The sequence below is a fragment of the uncultured Shewanella sp. genome (genome assembly GCF_947501225.1).
In the GTDB taxonomy this organism is placed as follows: Bacteria; Pseudomonadota; Gammaproteobacteria; order Enterobacterales; family Shewanellaceae; genus Shewanella.
The window spans coordinates 160,662-177,717 of record NZ_CANMUW010000007.1; the positions used below are offsets into that span (position 1 = coordinate 160,662).

Annotated in this window: 17 protein-coding genes; 3 read left to right on the forward strand and 14 right to left on the reverse strand. The window is 48.8% G+C overall.

Annotated elements, in window-relative coordinates:
- Positions 1-7 precede the first annotated feature (7 nt).
- The 6 genes from Q1B47_RS12505 to ffh all read right to left on the reverse strand — a co-directional run bounded on the left by Q1B47_RS12505 (position 8) and on the right by ffh (position 5,236).
- Positions 8-1,099 carry a 3-deoxy-7-phosphoheptulonate synthase gene (locus tag Q1B47_RS12505; protein ID WP_299794033.1) on the reverse strand — a complete coding sequence of 364 codons (1,092 nt, stop codon included), beginning with the start codon at positions 1,097-1,099 and terminating at the stop codon, positions 8-10.
- 503 nt (positions 1,100-1,602) lie between these two features.
- Positions 1,603-1,956: a 50S ribosomal protein L19 gene (gene rplS, locus Q1B47_RS12510; protein ID WP_076407746.1), complete on the reverse strand. Its 354-nt coding sequence runs from the start codon at positions 1,954-1,956 to the stop codon at positions 1,603-1,605.
- A gap of 35 nt (positions 1,957-1,991) precedes the next feature.
- The gene (gene trmD, locus Q1B47_RS12515) at positions 1,992-2,738 is read right to left on the reverse strand and encodes a tRNA (guanosine(37)-N1)-methyltransferase TrmD (RefSeq protein ID WP_299794042.1); all 747 of its coding nucleotides are present in this window, start codon (positions 2,736-2,738) and stop codon (positions 1,992-1,994) included.
- Between the two features lie 15 nt (positions 2,739-2,753).
- A complete protein-coding gene (gene rimM / locus Q1B47_RS12520) occupies positions 2,754-3,284 on the reverse strand; it encodes a ribosome maturation factor RimM (RefSeq protein ID WP_299794045.1) in 531 nt (176 codons plus the stop codon).
- 20 nt (positions 3,285-3,304) lie between these two features.
- Positions 3,305-3,556: a 30S ribosomal protein S16 gene (rpsP, locus tag Q1B47_RS12525; protein WP_076407737.1), complete on the reverse strand. Its 252-nt coding sequence runs from the start codon at positions 3,554-3,556 to the stop codon at positions 3,305-3,307.
- Between the two features lie 306 nt (positions 3,557-3,862).
- Entirely contained in the window at positions 3,863-5,236 is a 1,374-nt protein-coding gene (gene ffh / locus Q1B47_RS12530; protein WP_299794051.1) for a signal recognition particle protein, read from the reverse strand.
- Positions 5,237-5,697: 461 nt separating this feature from the next.
- Between ffh and ccsA the strand changes: the two genes are divergently transcribed.
- On the forward strand, positions 5,698-6,489 hold the full coding sequence (ccsA, locus tag Q1B47_RS12535; protein ID WP_299794054.1) for a cytochrome c biogenesis protein CcsA: 792 nt from the start codon (positions 5,698-5,700) through the stop codon (positions 6,487-6,489).
- 183 nt (positions 6,490-6,672) lie between these two features.
- Positions 6,673-7,956: a CNNM domain-containing protein gene (locus tag Q1B47_RS12540; RefSeq protein ID WP_299794057.1), complete on the forward strand. Its 1,284-nt coding sequence runs from the start codon at positions 6,673-6,675 to the stop codon at positions 7,954-7,956.
- Positions 7,957-8,017: 61 nt separating this feature from the next.
- Here the strand turns inward: Q1B47_RS12540 and Q1B47_RS12545 are convergent, their stop codons facing one another.
- Complete coding sequence (locus tag Q1B47_RS12545; protein WP_299794061.1) at positions 8,018-8,563, reverse strand: Mpo1-like protein; 546 nt, start codon at positions 8,561-8,563, stop codon at positions 8,018-8,020.
- Between the two features lie 268 nt (positions 8,564-8,831).
- On the opposite strand from Q1B47_RS12545, the gene Q1B47_RS12550 reads away from it, so the two are divergent.
- The gene (locus Q1B47_RS12550) at positions 8,832-9,854 is read left to right on the forward strand and encodes a sensor domain-containing diguanylate cyclase (protein ID WP_299794064.1); all 1,023 of its coding nucleotides are present in this window, start codon (positions 8,832-8,834) and stop codon (positions 9,852-9,854) included.
- Between the two features lie 417 nt (positions 9,855-10,271).
- Here Q1B47_RS12550 and acpS read toward each other — a convergent pair whose 3' ends face one another.
- The 7 genes from acpS to lepA all read right to left on the reverse strand — a co-directional run bounded on the left by acpS (position 10,272) and on the right by lepA (position 17,003).
- Positions 10,272-10,670 (reverse strand): holo-ACP synthase, encoded by a 399-nt coding sequence (gene acpS, locus Q1B47_RS12555; protein WP_299794066.1) that lies wholly within the window; start codon positions 10,668-10,670, stop codon positions 10,272-10,274.
- Positions 10,671-10,794: 124 nt separating this feature from the next.
- Positions 10,795-11,532, reverse strand: coding sequence for a pyridoxine 5'-phosphate synthase (gene pdxJ, locus Q1B47_RS12560; RefSeq protein ID WP_299794069.1), 738 nt, complete (start codon positions 11,530-11,532; stop codon positions 10,795-10,797).
- A 109-nt stretch (positions 11,533-11,641) separates the two neighbouring features.
- Entirely contained in the window at positions 11,642-12,334 is a 693-nt protein-coding gene (gene recO, locus Q1B47_RS12565) for a DNA repair protein RecO (RefSeq protein ID WP_299794072.1), read from the reverse strand.
- 111 nt (positions 12,335-12,445) lie between these two features.
- Entirely contained in the window at positions 12,446-13,453 is a 1,008-nt protein-coding gene (gene era / locus Q1B47_RS12570; RefSeq protein WP_299794075.1) for a GTPase Era, read from the reverse strand.
- Positions 13,450-14,127, reverse strand: a complete 678-nt coding sequence (rnc, locus tag Q1B47_RS12575) for a ribonuclease III (protein WP_299794079.1) — start codon at positions 14,125-14,127, stop codon at positions 13,450-13,452. The genes era and rnc overlap by 4 nt, the downstream gene beginning before the upstream one ends.
- 1 nt (position 14,128) lies before the next feature.
- Positions 14,129-15,046, reverse strand: coding sequence for a signal peptidase I (lepB, locus tag Q1B47_RS12580; protein ID WP_299794082.1), 918 nt, complete (start codon positions 15,044-15,046; stop codon positions 14,129-14,131).
- A gap of 166 nt (positions 15,047-15,212) precedes the next feature.
- Positions 15,213-17,003: a translation elongation factor 4 gene (gene lepA / locus Q1B47_RS12585; RefSeq protein WP_299794085.1), complete on the reverse strand. Its 1,791-nt coding sequence runs from the start codon at positions 17,001-17,003 to the stop codon at positions 15,213-15,215.
- Positions 17,004-17,056: the final 53 nt, after the last annotated feature.

Sequence of the window (17,056 nt, forward strand, 5' to 3'; positions counted from 1 at the left end):
CAGCCTATCAGGCATTAGCAACCTTGAGCATATCAAATCGTGATGGTAAAACCGATGCTAATGAAGCCGCCCCATCACGAAGGAGCTGCTCGGTCGTCTCCCAATCAATGCAGGCATCGGTAACTGAGACCCCGTAGGTAAGCTCACTCATCGGCTTGCTACTGCTCTGATTGCCCTCTTTAAGATGACTCTCCAGCATGACACCTATGATAGATTGATTGCCATCTGAAATCTGGCCAAATACATCTTCACAGACCCCTCTCTGCTTGCGGTGATCCTTCGATGAGTTGCCATGACTACAGTCGACAACAAGTCGGGCATTGAGATTAGCACTATGCAGCTGGCGTTCACACTCGGCCACGCTGGCCGCATCGTAGTTTGGTGTCTTGCCGCCCCGTAATATCACATGCCCATCCGGATTACCGGCGGTTTGCAACAGGGCAACCTGACCTTTCTGGTTAATGCCCATAAACCTGTGACCACTGGCAGCAGACTCCAGGGCATTAATCGCCACTCCCAGCTTACCATCGGTGCCGTTCTTGAACCCAACGGGCATAGATAAGCCCGAGGCCATCTCTCTGTGAGTTTGAGATTCTGTGGTACGTGCACCAATTGCAGACCAGGTAACCAGCTCGGACAGGTATTGAGGGCTGATTGGATCCAGCGCTTCGGTAGCCACCGGCAGGCCAAGCTCGGCTAAGTAGATCATCAACTCACGAGCCTGACGCAACCCCTTCTCAACATCGAAAGACTCATCCATATCCGGATCATTGATCATCCCTTTCCAGCCAACCGTAGTACGGGGCTTCTCAAAGTACACCCTCATCAGAATGTAGAACTCATCACTGAGCTCATCGTGTAGCTTCTTTAGCCTCAACGCATACTCTTTCGCCGAGGCGATATCATGAATTGAGCAAGGCCCGGCGACGATGAGTACGCGGTTATCGCGCTTGTGCACGATATCGGCCACCGTCTTACGGGCATTGAGTACATAGTGATAAGCATGCTCAGACAAAGGAAATTCAACCTTCAACTCCTGGGGAGTGACTAATACTTTCTCTGAACTGATATGAACATTGTTGATTGTATCTTGTTGCATGCTAACCACCTGATGACTTATGAAAAACTGAGCTTCGCTACATTGCTAACCTGTATTCAATTAAAAACGCGTAAAGGTGTAACGGTACACCATTACAACTTAAGGCTAACTATGCCTGTGCTTTCAGATAAGATCAAGGGGGATCCGGCAACAAGAGGAGAATTCATGGAATAGGGGCTGGCTCCTAGGATCCAGGACCTGGGTTTTAGCTTATACGCGATAGGTCTCAAATGAAAACAGCTTCCCGGCTGAAGCCGGTCCTACATTTAGAGGTGAGGTATACCTATCGGTATTAGGCTTGCTGCTGTCATCCTGAACTGGTTTCAAACTCTAGCTTTATCTCGAAGCTCTAATCTTTCTTTGCCTTTTCTTTCCTCGTAACTCGTCACTCTCTCAGCCTTGTCTTGAACTCGAAACTTTCTCAGCCCTTAGAAACACAAAAACCCGCCTTAAGGCGGGTCATTGTGCGAACACTGCATCTTTTTTTACTGCGTACTACTAAATTACTTAGTAGAAAGCTTCTCACGGATACGTGCAGACTTACCTGAACGCTCACGTAGGTAGTAAAGCTTAGCACGACGAACACGGCCGCGACGCTTAACTTCGATGCTAGAGATGATTGGGCTGTGAGTCTGGAACGCACGCTCAACACCTTCACCATTAGAGATTTTACGTACTGTGAATGCAGAGTGCACGCCGCGGTTACGCTTAGCGATTACAACGCCTTCAAACGCCTGTAGACGCTCTTTACCGCCTTCTACAACACGTACTTTAACAACTACTGTGTCACCTGCACCAAACTCTGGTACATCTTGCTTCATTTGCTCTTCGTTGAGCATTTTAATGATGTTATTCATGAAATAAACTCCATACTAGGTATAACTGTCCGTAACTATCCGCTTTGGTTCGTTTGGTCAACAAACTCACTCAACAGCTTCGTTTGTTCGTCAGTCAGAGCTAGATTTTCTAATAAATCTGGTCGTCTTAACAAAGTTCTACCGAGACTCTGTTGTAGACGCCAGCGTCTAATATGTTCGTGGTTACCACTTAACAACACTGCCGGTACATCTAAACCATCCAAGGTTTCGGGACGCGTATAGTGTGGACAATCCAGTAATCCGTCAGAGAAGGAATCCTGCTCCGCCGAGGCTTTTTTTCCCAGAACACCGGGAACCAGCCGCGATACCGAATCTATCAGAGTCATCGCCGGAAGTTCACCGCCCGAAAGCACGTAATCTCCGATTGACCACTCCTCATCCACTTCAGTTTGAATGATGCGCTCATCGATACCTTCATACCGACCACACACCAAAACCAAACTGTCAGATTTAGCTAACTCTTCGACGCCTTGCTGTGTCAGCTTACGTCCCTGAGGAGATAGATAAATCACCTTTGCGCTGTCGCCGGTTGCAGCTTTAGCTGCATGGATGGCGTCGCGTAAGGGCTGCACCATCATCAACATGCCAGGGCCACCACCGTAAGGTCGGTCATCCACTGTCTTATGTTTATCATGGGTGAAATCTCTTGGATTCCACGTTTGCAACTCAAGCAAGCCGTTGTTAACGGCTCGACCCGTTACTCCAAAGTCTGTTACGGCGCGAAACATCTCAGGAAACAGGGTTACTACCCCTAACCGCATCTGTTCTACCTCGACTTAAAAGTCCGGTTCCCAATCCACTGTGATCTGTTTTTCCGACACATTCACCTCAACGATGAACTGTTCGGTGACAAAGGGGATCATACGTTCCGCTTTGCCGAAGCCATCTTTTGCGTTAGCTTTAACTAAAAGAACATCATTCGATCCTGTTTCCACGATCTCCTGCACCTTCCCCATGTTATAGCCTTTGGTATTCACCACTTCACAGCCGATAAGGTCTCGCCAGTAGAATTCATCTTCCGGCAAGATCTCCATCTGCTCTGGAGTAACCGCAATCTCACAGTTAGTGAGCATCTGCGCGTGTTCCCGTGTATCTACGCCCTCAAGAGAAGCAACAACGGCTTTTCCTTGATAGCGCCACTGGAGCACTTTAACCTCACGCCATTCACCCTGCTCTTTAATCAGCCAAGGAGAATAGTCAAAAATACCTTCAACAGATTCGGTATAGGTAGTGATCTTCAACCAACCCTTAATGCCATAACTGGAACCTAATTTGCCCAGTATGACAGGTTCTTGTTTACTACTCATCAATCTATACCTTAACGCTATTAAGCAGCAGCTTTACGAGCGTCTTTGATCAACTTTGCTACGCGATCTGATGTAGCAGCACCAGTTGCAACCCAGTGCTCAACACGATCAAGGTCTAAACGTAGAGTCTCTTCCTGGCCACGAGCCATTGGGTTGAAGAAACCAACACGTTCGATGAAACGACCGTCACGAGCATTACGGCTATCAGCAACTACGATGTTGTAAAATGGACGCTTTTTTGCGCCGCCACGAGCTAAACGAATGGTAACCATGCGTCTTTTATCCTCTAATGATTTGCCTCTTTCTGAAGCAAAAATAAAAACTGGAACCCCGTGTTCGCGAAGAGTCCCAGATAGAAAGCCGGACGATTTTACCTTACTCGCCAGCGAATGCAACCAAATATACCAATTCTGATTAAACTCTATGCAATTAAATACAGTTTAGGATTGGTAATTTTTCCATCTTTTCTTACTGTCATCTCATACGGGTGGCACAGACCCGATAGTGACGATAAATAGAAAGCCCACAGACACCAATATTAGCATCTGTGGGCTCATTAACCGATATAAGTGTAAGTTCTAGCGACCCGGCATCTTCATTCCCGGAGGTAGCATGCCGCTCATGCCACGCATCATCTTCTTCATTCCACCTTTACCAGACATCTTTTTCATCATCTTCTGCATCTGGCTAAACTGCTTCAACAGACGGTTAACGTCTTGTATCTGAGTGCCTGACCCCTGAGCGATACGACGCTTACGCGACCCCTTGATGATATCGGGACGAGCGCGCTCCCCCTTAGTCATGGAGTTGATGATCGCTTCCATCTGATTCGTCATCTTGCCATTCTGAACTTGAGCTAAAGCTTCCGGAGGCAACTGACCGACACCCGGGAGCTTCTCAATCATGCCCATCATGCCGCCCATGTTCTTCATCTGCTGCAGTTGCTCACGAAAATCTTCCAGGTCGAAACTGCCGCCCTTTTTAACCTTGGAAGCAAGCTTCATCGCCTTGTCTTTATCGACCCCGCGCTCTACCTCCTCAATCAGCGACAGTACGTCGCCCATCCCCAGGATTCGCGATGCGACACGATCGGGATGGAACGGCTCAAGAGCATCGGTCTTCTCACCCACACCTAAGAACTTGATCGGTTTTCCGGTAATGTGACGAATAGACAATGCCGCACCACCGCGAGCATCACCGTCGACCTTGGTCAATACCACACCGGTCAGAGGCAGGGCTTCATTAAAGGCCTTAGCCGTATTGGCCGCGTCCTGACCCGTCATGGCATCGACAACGAAAAGGGTCTCAACAGGATTGACCGCGGCGTGCAATGCCTTGATCTCATCCATCATGCTCTCATCGACGTGCAAGCGGCCGGCGGTATCGACAATCACCACATCGATAAACTTCAGTTTAGCGTGAGCCATGGCCGCATTAACAATGTCGATAGGCTTCTGGCTAACATCTGAAGGGAAGAATTCCACCTCCACCTCAGTGGCCAGCGTTTCAAGCTGTTTGATCGCCGCAGGGCGGTAGACGTCGGCACTGACAACAAGGACAGATTTTTTGTCTCTTTCACGAAGGAACTTAGATAGTTTAGCGACACTGGTCGTTTTACCGGCACCTTGCAAACCCGCCATCATAATCACAGCCGGTGGCTGAGTCGAAAGGTCCAGACCTTCATTCGCCTCGCCCATCGCGTTTTCTAACTCGCTCTGGACTATCTTAATAAATGCCTGACCCGGACTTAGACTCTTTGAAACCTCCAAGCCAACAGCACGCTCTTTTACACCGTTGACGAAGGCTCGTACAACAGGCAAAGCAACATCAGCCTCAAGCAACGCCATGCGCACTTCTCGCAAGGTGTCCTTAACATTTTCTTCAGTTAAGCGTCCACGACCACTGATATTTTTCAGCGTTCGTGACAGTCTGTCCGTTAGGTTCTCAAACATTATCGAGTTCTTTACCGTTTAGAATTTACATTGATGCGGCGTATTATATACCCAAGCCAACTTAAGATGCCAGCTTCCCCCTCCCCCTTGAGTCCCCGCTGCGCTTAGCTAAGAGTATTAATAGCTTCACTCGATAAAAAGCCCTGCAGCGCCGAGCTTCTCAATGAGCGGCCGGCAGACTCACTCAGTTTCACTTAGGCATGGAGACCAGAGGTTGCAGTATTGCATCTATGAGTTGAGCATCTGATGTGTAAATCCCCATAATGAGGGTAACAAATGTGTAAAACTTAGGCCTAACGCTCAGAAAGAACTAATTTTTGTACGCTAAGCTACTGCACAATTGGTTGTCGCTCGTGTTATTCTAGGAATAAGATTTACATGTGAACTTCACCTGTTAGATGCAGCTACTTGTATCGCCAACAGTCAGTACACTGCAAACACAAACGATAGGTTAATACTCAATGGTCATATTTTCCGCTTCAGCCATGTTATTTTACTGCATTGCCTTAGTGCTGGTGGTTAGTCGTCTCTTTCATGCCGACGGCCCTAATCGACGCATTGTTGCCGCCTTTGCCGCAATCGCGGTAGTACTTCATGCAGCCGCACTCTCTCAGGCCATCTTCACAGGAGACGGTCAAAACTTTAGTCTGACCAATGTTATCTCTCTGGTGAACTGGATCATCGCTTTCAGCTTCACCGTGCTGCTGTTCAGGCTGAAGATGATAGTCGTAGTGCCTGTCGTTTACGCCTGTTCGATCATCTCCGTCGCCCTTCTGTGGCTGGTTCCGCCTGAATATATCACTCACTTCGAACTGAACCCGGATATGTTGTCTCATGTGGTGCTTTCGCTCATGGCCTACAGCGCCCTGATGATCGCGGCCCTCTACGCCATTCAGCTTGCAATCATCCAACATAAGTTAAAGAGCAAAAAACTCATCATGAGTCCCTCCATGCCACCACTTATGACAGTAGAGAAGCAGCTTTACCATCTGGTCATTGTCGGCGTGATCCTATTGAGCCTCTCGTTAGCTACCGGATTCATCTTCCTCGATGATATGTTCTCTGAAGGAAAAGGACACAAGGCGATACTCTCTATCATCGCCTGGTTTACCTATATTGCCATGCTTGCACAGCAATATTGGGTTGGTTGTAAAATAAGAACCGCCGTGCTCTACACTCTGACCGGAGCCACCATGCTATCGCTCGCCTACTTTGGTGCCCGAATAGTCAAAGAGCTTATCCTTACCCAGTGATGGCGCGAATTAGCCTGAAACTATAGCCCTGGTTAGCCTTATTAACAGTGATATTCAGCAGCTTGAATCTATCCTAATCAATAAGGCTAACTTGACACTTACTTCGATTCGCTGTAATTACTGGTTTATTACGCTTACTTTATGTTTTTATAACATGTTCTCACCCAACACCGGAGCCCCTTTTTGGACGCGATATCGACAAGCGCACTCCTGCTTATTCTTGTAATATTACTGATTATTTCAGCCTACTTCTCCGGCTCAGAAACCGCGATGATGTCCCTAAATCGCTACCGTCTAAAGCACCTCGCATCTAAGGGGCATAAGGGAGCAAATCGCGCAATCAGGATGTTAGAGCGACCTGATAGATTAATTGGACTTATCTTAATAGGTAACAACCTGGTCAATATCTTAGCCGCCTCTTTAGCCACTATCTTGGCCACTCGCCATTTCGGTCCTGTCGCAGGACCAGCTATTGCTACAGGTGTTCTTACCTTAGTCGTACTTGTTTTTGCAGAAGTCACCCCAAAAACGGTCGCCGCCCTGCACCCGGAGCGGGTAGCCTTCCCCTCCAGCTTTATGCTTAAGTGGCTCCTGGTCGTATTCTCCCCGCTGGTAAAAATAGTCAATGCTATTACTTCCGGAGTGTTGCGTCTTATTGGCATTCACTCGATAAAAACATCTGATGCACTGAGTCAGGAGGAGTTGAGAACCGTCGTTCACGAAGCCGGAGCTCTCATCCCGACGCGCCACCAGGAGATGCTACTGTCGATAATGGATCTGGAGAAGGTCACAGTCGAAGACATCATGGTTCCCCGTTCAGATCTCTATGCCATCAACGTCAATGACGAGTTCAAGAGTATCAATAAGCAGGTGATTCAGAGCCCTCATACCCGCGTCTTGCTATACAGGGACAATATCGATGATGCCGTCGGTTTCGTTCACCTACGCGATGCTCTGCGGTTACAATCTAAGGAGCAGTTCAGCAAGTCCTCGCTGCTTCGCGCCGTGAAAGAGCTCTACTTCATCCCTGAAGGTACGCCGCTCAACGTACAACTGGGTAACTTCCAGCAGAATAAAGAGCGTATAGGATTAGTGGTCGACGAATACGGGGATATTCAAGGCTTAGTTACTCTGGAGGATATCCTCGAGGAGATAGTTGGTGACTTCACGACCTCCATGGTCACCACTCCGAGCGAAGATATCAATAAGCAGCAGGATGGCAGCTTCTTAATCGAAGCGACCATCAACATTCGTGAGATGAATAAAGAGATGCACTGGGACTTCCCCATCGACGGACCCAAGACTCTCAATGGACTCATCGTCGAGTACCTGGAGGAGATCCCGGCCCCCAACACCAGTATGCGAATCGCCGGCTACCCAATCGAGGTGGTCGATGTGGCTGAAAACATGGTCAAGACCGTAAGGGTCATGCCGCAATACTATAAGGCACCTAAGAAGGCCGATTAGTCATCGATACCTGAGTAGGGTAAAGGCTTCGCTTAGCTTTCTCCCTCCTGTACGAGTTTACTTATGAGCGCGCCTCGCGGCGCTCGGCTTCCAATACACGACGTTTATCTACCGCCATCGGCGTGATCTGCTTATCCAGTTCCCTTTCGAGCCCCAGCATAAAATAGACCTCAGCCATCAGGAAGAATGGCCCTATGAGTAACTGGTTCAGGTCGTCCACGAAGGCAGGCTTAGCCTTCTCATATTTATGGCCTATCAGCTGAAACACCCAACCTATGATAAATACAGAAATTGCAATCCAGAGCCCCCACTTCAGCTGGGCCGCCAGATTTGATGTATAGAGTACCGGAATGATAAACAGGGTTAGCCCTATCGCCAGGCGGGCATGTAAACGGAAGTAATAGATGAGTACCCCAATCGTAAAGGCACCGGCAACATTGATGCTTATTGCGGGCTCATCCAGGGCAAAAAACTTCACAGGGATAAGGTTGAGCAGCAGGAACAGCGACCAGATGATCAAGGGGATCCCCACAAAGTGAGTCCTTATGTTCTTCGGGTTCAGGTGGACGCTCTTATAGGTCGATAACTGCTCTTCGGCGGATTTCATCTCTTCCTCTCCATGTGTAAGTGTGACGTTAGTCTCATTTATCACTAACTTAATCCATTTCTGACACTATTAACAGGGGCAATATTTATATCAGCCACAGATTTGCCGACGCTCGGCTCTTCGGCAAAATACCTGAGGTAATCAAAAAGTCAAAACACTATAGCTCCCCTGCTAACAACAGATGACAAGCCGAAAGATTAATCTGTTTTAGTTAGCCAAACTCATCTATATTAAACAAAATAAAACAAAATCAACGCACAAGTGATACATGAAGCACACTTACAGCCACAATTCAGTAACAGATTCAGATTTCACCCTGAACGCCATACTCGATCTCATCGTCGAAGGAACATGGGACTGGAACGGTGAGACCGGTCATGTTACCCGAAGCCCGGGTTGGTATCGCATGCTTGGCTACGAAGTGGGGATATTTCAGGAGAACGTGTTTACCTGGGAAAATATCATTCATCCCGATGACTACAAAAGGGTGATGGCACACTTCGAGCAGTACATAACAGGCAAGTCCACGCAATACCTTATCGAGTACCGCTGCAGGAAATCTGACGGCAGCTACCTGTGGATAGTCGACCGGGCCAAAATACTGGCTTACAAAGACGATGGCACAGTATCCAGGATGGTTGGCGCACATCATAATATTGATAATAAAAAGCGGGCCGAGGAGGAGGTCAGTAAGCTCAATAAGCTCCTGCAGCAGGGCAATATGTCACTGGACAACCTGATAAAGATAAATGCGAAGGAGTTGGAGAAGAAAAATCAAGAGCTCGAGGAGAAGATTAAAGAGGTAGCGCTGCTCTCCGATATCGACCCGCTTACCTCTATCGCTAACCGAAGAAGCTTCGAAAGGGAGCTCAGCAAAGAGGTGTTACGCTCAAGAAGATATCACCACCCCCTCTCCCTGGCCATCTTCGACATAGACCTATTCAAGAATATCAATGACAGCTATGGCCATAAGAAGGGCGATCTAATTCTGCAAAAATTGTGTCAGTTGATCTCCGCAAATATCAGGGAGCTCGATTGCTTCGCGCGTTGGGGAGGCGAAGAGTTTGTGCTGATATTTCCGGAGCTAACACTGGAAAAAGCACTTATCGCGACCGAAAAACTGAGAACAACAATCAGCCGGTATGAGATTGAGCCCAATTTATTCATCACCTGCAGCTTCGGCGTCACCGAATGCACAGATGAGGACACCATAGAGGATCTGTTTCAACGCATAGACGAGTCACTCTACCAGGCCAAAAGCAAAGGCCGCAACAGAATAGAGAGCCTGTAAGGCAAAGCCTAAAGATCGATATACCAATCGTTCGCACCAGACAAGGGACATTCCAGAGTATAAACGACCGCTAAAGTCCGGCTTATCATTATGCTTTCCCAGCACTATCTGGTGAAAAACTCAATTAGAAGAGAGCACTTGCTTCTAAATCAACTAGTGTAGATGCGGCTGTGACCGTCCGTGACATGGCCGTTCTATGGCATCCATGCCACCATGGCATTTGAGAATCCATTCACATCAGATGTCGCGGCCGAGACTCCAGAGAGCCTTCCAGTTAAAAGAGAGGTGTCGAGTCACTGAAGTAGCTGCACATACCTCGCCGGAAGCGATAGGGAACAATGAAATGCGCTCTTCAATAAACCAACAGATAATTGTGGGTCAAAGAATCACCGAATCTTACTCTTAAGGTTCAACTATCTATGATTCAAGAATGACCGTTGCCGTCGCATAGTGCTTCTCATCGGCAATGGAGATATGTCCGCGAACGCCACCTAAGAGGGCGAGCCTTTCAGCCGCCCCACCTGTGAAGCTGACCATAGGTGCACCATTGGCATCATTGCTTACCTCGATATGTTGAAATGAGACGCCGCGGCCGATGCCTGTGCCTAAAGCCTTGGCGGCAGCCTCTTTGGCGGCGAATCGTTTAGCTAGATAACGTCCTGGCTTCGACGAAGCAACGAATATCGCCATCTCAGCGTCTGTCAGCACACGCTTGGCCAGGCGGCACTCAGCAAGCGCTTCACGGCCACCTTCTTGGGGAACTTTTTGCTCGATGCGCGCTATCTCGGCGATATCGGTACCCAAACCAACAATCATGAGTTTCCTTAAAGTAGTAATAAAGCTAAGAAAGTTTCGAGCTACGAGTCGCGAACAGCAAGCCTGGCTTGTAACCCGTAGCTCATAACTTAAAGCTCGTAACCCGTAGCTCGTAGCTAATAACTTATTCGCCTCTGCGACCTTCGTTCATCAGCTGCTTCATATCTTTAACGGCTGTCGCCAAACCATCGATGGCGGCGCGGGCGATGATGGCATGGCCGATATTTAGCTCATAGAGCTCCGGAATGGCGGCTATTGGCTTAACGTTATGGTAGTGAAGCCCATGGCCTGCATTGACGACTAACCCCTTGGAGTGAGCGTATTTAGCCATCTTGGTGATACGCGCCAACTCTTCGGCCTCTTCGGCTTCACTCTCGGCATCGGCATAACAGCCGGTATGGATCTCGATAAGCGGTGCCCCAACTTCGACCGCGGCATCGATTTGAGCCTTATCGGCGTCGATAAACAGAGAGACCATAATACCGGCTTCGCCGAGACGCTTAACAGCGGCACCAACCTTGTCCATCTGCCCCGCTACATCCAAGCCACCTTCGGTGGTCAGCTCTTCACGCTTCTCGGGCACCAGACACACATAGGTAGGTTTGACTTCACAGGCGATATCGAGCATCTCGTCCGTCACAGCCATCTCAAAATTCATGCGTGTTTTAAGTGTCTTGGCTAACAGATAGATATCACGATCAACTATGTGTCTTCTGTCTTCGCGAAGATGTACCGTGATCCCTTCGGCGCCGGCATGTTCGGCGACGGCTGCGGCGTGCACAGGATCAGGATACGACGTCCCACGGGCCTGACGTAAGGTCGCGATGTGATCGATATTAACACCCAGTAAAATACGGCTCATGGAGATTCCTCAGAATATAGGGAGATATGGCGACGCTGTTATTGGTTTACGTCGTCAGATTATTAGTGAAGCTATTGTACTAATGTCGCAGGGAAAAACCAGCGAAAAACTATTTAGCTAGCGGCGATGAGGGCCTGTACTTAAATAGTGCTCTGGACTTCAGAGGCTTATCTCCCAGGCAGGGGGCCAACATGAGACGCATCAGGTGTTTAGCCTGCTGGAAGTGGGTCGGCAATAACTTATGCTCGTTGAGGGCCAGCAGCATCTCGCCGCTGAAGTGGTTGCTCTTAGGCCCGAGGGCAGTGACAAATCCCTCATCGGCCAGCATACGATAGTAATAATCGGCTTCGATGGCATCCTGATTGATATCTACGGTGAGGGTTGGCATCAAGCCAATCTCTTTTAACAACTCCAGCTCAAAATACCTCAGCTGACTCTGACAGAAACCTGCCGCCATCGCCATAAGCGTGCTGTGGTAGGTAAAGAAAAGCGCCTCCGCACCATGGTCGACAGTGACGCAGCGAACGAGCAGTTCGTTGAGGTAGAAACCCGAGAAGCTCACCTCACCACTCAATGGAATAGCCGGACTCGCCGCCTCGACCTGGATAAGGTTCTTGAGGCTACTTCTACCGGACAACTCGAAAATCAGCGGCTGAAACGGTTGTAAAATACTCTTGATGGAACTCTTGCCACTTCCTAAGCGGGCGACACAATCCACCCTGCCCCGACCATCAACCAACAAGTTGACTAAGACACTTGAATCGCGAAAGGGGCGGGTGTGCAACACATAACCGCGTAACATTAGTCAGGCTCCGACGGAGATGGCTGAGTCAGTTTTTCGGCGCAAAAAAAATGCCTATCGACCCGGCAATAGCAGATTGCAGAGTCGAGAGGCATCCTGATTTGAAGTAAGCTACTCTTCGCCATAACCCAGGCTGCGAAGTGCACGTTCGTCATCGGCCCAACCGGACTTGACCTTAACCCACATCTCGAGGAAAACCTTGTTGTCGAACAAGACCTCCATATCCATACGGGCAGCCGAACTTATCTTCTTGATACGTTCACCTTTGTTACCGATCACCATGCGTTTTTGAGTTTCACGCTCGACAAGTACCAAGGCGTTGATCTGGTAGACGCCATTTTCCATCATCTTGAACTGCTCGATCTCAACCGTGGCATCATATGGCAACTCATCACCCAGGAAGCGCATCAGCTTCTCACGCACGATTTCTGATGCCATAAACTTCTGCGAACGGTCGGTAACATAATCTTCGGGGAAGAAGTGTGGCGACTCAGGGACAGACTCCACAGCCATATCTAAGATACGCTGAACATTGGTCCCCTGCGTGGCCGAGATAGGCAGTATCTCATCGAACTGAAACTTCTTCGACAGCTGTTCAAGGTGCGGGAAAAGCTCTTCCTTATCTTTTATGTTATCGACCTTGTTGATAGCCAATACAGTCTTGCGGCCATCATCACGACTCTGCAGTTTGCGTAACACCATCTCATCGTCTTCGGTCCAGTTCATGCCATCGACGACAAAGATAACCAGGCTCACTTCGGCCAGGGAGCTGGCTGCTGCACGGTTCATCAAACGGTTGATGGCTCGCTTCTCCTCAATATGCAGTCCCGGCGTATCGATAAACACCACCTGACGCGGCCCATCGGTATGGATCCCCATGATTCGATGGCGAGTCGTTTGCGGCTTCTTTGAGGTAATACTGATCTTCTGACCGAGTAACTTGTTGAGTAATGTGGACTTACCAACATTCGGTCGACCAACAATCGCTACCATGCCGCAATACGTTACATCGTATTGCGTCGCAGATGAGGGATTATTCATCTGTGCCAGCAGCTCATCTAAGCTGGGTTCGTTCTGCGTACCCGCTTCATTGCTTGTTGGCGCGTTTTTCTTGGTCATCTCTTTATTAACTCCAAAGCATCCGCAGCTGCAAGCTGTTCGGCTTTTCTGCGGGAACTTGCAATGCCTACAACAGGCTTGCTTAACTCTTCTACATAACATTCCACCGTAAAGGTTTGCGCATGGGCTTCCCCTCTAATGTCTATCACTTTGTAGACTGGCAGTGGTTTCTTAAAACCTTGCAACAGCTCCTGTAGTAAGGTTTTAGGGTCCTTCTGATTTACCGGCTGAATAGTCGCAAGGCGCGACTCATACCAACGCAGAACAAGGCTGCGACAGGTATCCACATCGGAATCAAGATAGACGGCACCTATGATAGCTTCAACGGCATCGGCAATGATCGACTCTCTTCTGAAGCCGCCGCTTTTGAGCTCACCCGGTCCCAGGTTGAGATAGTCTCCCAACTTAAACTCAAAACCTATCTCGGCCAGCATCTTTCCACATACCAATGTGGCACGCATGCGACTCAGGTCGCCCTCGGTAGCCTTAGGGAACTGATGAAACAGCGCATCCGAAATGATAATCGAGAGTATTGAGTCACCAAGAAATTCCAGTCGCTCGTTGTGTTTACTCGAAGCACTGCGATGCGTTAATGCATGCTCGAGAAGCGATCTGTCATTGAACTCATAACCTAAAGTTCGACATAGTCTTGGTAAGTTTTTTATCGGTTCCATCTTAAGTAATTCCACCTACACGCTCAAAACGAACTCCCGTCGGGATCCAGCTTGGCAGGAAGTCCGCGGCGGTTCTTTCAAATTCAAAACTGATCCAGATAGCCACCGCCTTTCCGACCAGGTTCTCCTCGGGCACGAAGCCCCAGAAACGACTGTCAGTACTGTTATCGCGATTGTCTCCCATCACGAAGTACTGGCCCTCGGGAACGACAAACTCGCCTACAGGCAGGTTTCCTTCACGGAAATAGTAGCCTAATGGGTCGGGGCGACTCGGGTTAACAAGAATATCGTGGCTGACATCACCCAACTGCTCGGTGTAACGCAGTAATGGAGTGCCATTTTGCGCAAACTCGCCCTGATTCACAGACTCCCGAGAAATCTGCTTAAGTTCCGGGCAGGTCTCGGCCCCTTGCTCACATGCAGGCTGTAGATAGAGCTGTTTATTGCGATAAACAATTCTATCGCCCGGTAAGCCAATCACTCGCTTGATGTAATCGATGCGGGGGTCCACCGGATACTTAAATACCGCTACATCTCCGCGTTCGGGTTTATTGGTTTCGACCAGTTGACTCCGCCATACAGGATCTTTCAGCCCGTAGCTGAACTTCTCAACCAGGATGAAATCGCCGACCAGGAGTGTCGGCATCATAGAGCCCGACGGGATCTGAAACGGCTCATAGATAAACGAACGCAAGATGAGTACAAATGCGATCACGGGAAATATTGAACGTGATGTCTCAACCAGTGCGGGCTCACGAGTGATCTTTTCGGCGACTTCCTCACTGATATCGGCGTCTACCGCTTGCGCCATTGCAAGCTTCTGACGACGCTTAGGTGCGAGTAATAATGCGTCTGCCATCCAAACCAGACCGCTACTCAGGGTAACCAGCACCAAGATGAGGGAAAAATAGGCTGCCATAGTTAATTAACTCCTGCCTTAAAACAATTATGCTATCTCTGAACGATACACGCTTTAATAATCGGGTATCTTAAACGGATAGGTCAGTTATACGTTAGTAACGAAAGCGCCGCAAACTGCGGCGCCTTTTTTTGCTCACTATTAACAATTCTTAACGAAATAGCCGCTAGTCATTAAGCTTAAGCACGGCCAGGAAGGCTTCCTGTGGCACTTCAACGTTACCTACCTGCTTCATACGCTTCTTACCCTCTTTCTGCTTCTGTAGCAGCTTCTTCTTACGGGAAACGTCACCACCGTAACATTTCGCCGTCACATCCTTACGCATCGCCTTGATCGATGAACGCGCGATGATCTGGCTACCGACAGCGGCCTGAACGGCGATATCAAACATCTGCCTTGGAATAAGCTCCTTCATCTTATTCACTAATGCCAACCCCTTATGACGGATCAGGCTCTTGTGAATAATCATTGCCAGCGCATCGACTCTGTCACCATTGATGAGGATATCGAGACGCACCATGTCGGCAGGCTCGAAGCGGGTAAAGTTATATTCCAGAGAAGCATAACCACGACTGGTCGACTTCAGGCGATCGAAGAAATCCATAACCACTTCGGCCATAGGCATATCATAGGTGATCGCCACCTGATTACCGTGGTAAACCATATTAGTTTGTACACCACGCTTCTCAACGCATAGGGTGATGACATTACCTAAATATTCTTTAGGCACTAAGATGTTGGTCTCAACGATCGGCTCTCGCATCTCTTCGATTTTGTTAACTGCCGGAAGATCAGATGGATTATCAACGTAGACGGTCTCGCCATTGGTCATCACGATCTCATAAACAACCGTCGGTGCCGTAGTGATCAGATCAAGATTATATTCACGCTCTAATCGTTCCTGGATGATCTCCATGTGTAACAAGCCGAGGAAGCCGATACGGAAACCAAAGCCCAGTGCAGATGATGTTTCAGGCTCGAAGAAGAGTGAAGCATCGTTTAAGCTCAGCTTATTCAAGGCATCACGGAAACTTTCATAATCATCGGTTGAAATCGGGAACACACCGGCATAGACCTGAGGCTTAACTTTCTTAAAACCGGCCAGAGGCTCTGCGGCGCCATGCTTGGCATGAGTCAGGGTATCACCTACCGGCGCACCGTGGATCTCCTTGATGCCCGCGATAACAAAACCAACCTCACCAGTTTTTAGCTCGGGTGTATCGGTTTGTTTAGGTGTGAAAATACCTACGCGATCGGCATTAAAGGTCTGCCCTGTCGACATAACCTTAAATTTATCGCCTTTCTTCAATACACCATTTTTAATTCGTACAAGCGACACAACGCCCAGGTAGCTATCGAACCAGGAGTCGATGATCAGCGCTTGCAGCGGCGCATCAGGATCGCCCTCTGGTGGTGGAATCTGCTCAACAATGGTTTCCAGTACCTCTTGAATACCTAAACCTGTCTTGGCCGAGCAGCGAACCGCATCAGTCGCTTCGATGCCGACGATATCTTCAATCTCTTCGGCCACACGCTCAGGATCCGCCTGAGGCAGATCGATCTTATTCAGTACAGGAACAACATCCAGGTCCATCTCAAGCGCGGTATAACAGTTGGCCAGCGTCTGCGCCTCGACCCCCTGCCCCGCATCAACGACCAGCAATGCGCCTTCACACGCAGCAAGAGAACGGGAGACCTCATAAGAGAAGTCGACATGACCAGGTGTGTCAATAAAATTCAACTGGTATGTTTCACCATCTTGAGCCTTATAATCAAGCGTTACGCTCTGTGCCTTAATGGTAATGCCACGTTCGCGTTCAAGATCCATTGAGTCCAATACCTGGGCTGCCATCTCACGATCAGAAAGGCCACCGCAATCTTGAATCAGACGGTCAGAGAGTGTTGATTTGCCGTGGTCGATATGGGCAATAATCGAAAAGTTTCTAATGTGCTTCATGTTATGGATTGATTACTACTCGAAGTTGAAATTATCAAAAGTGCCGAATTGTA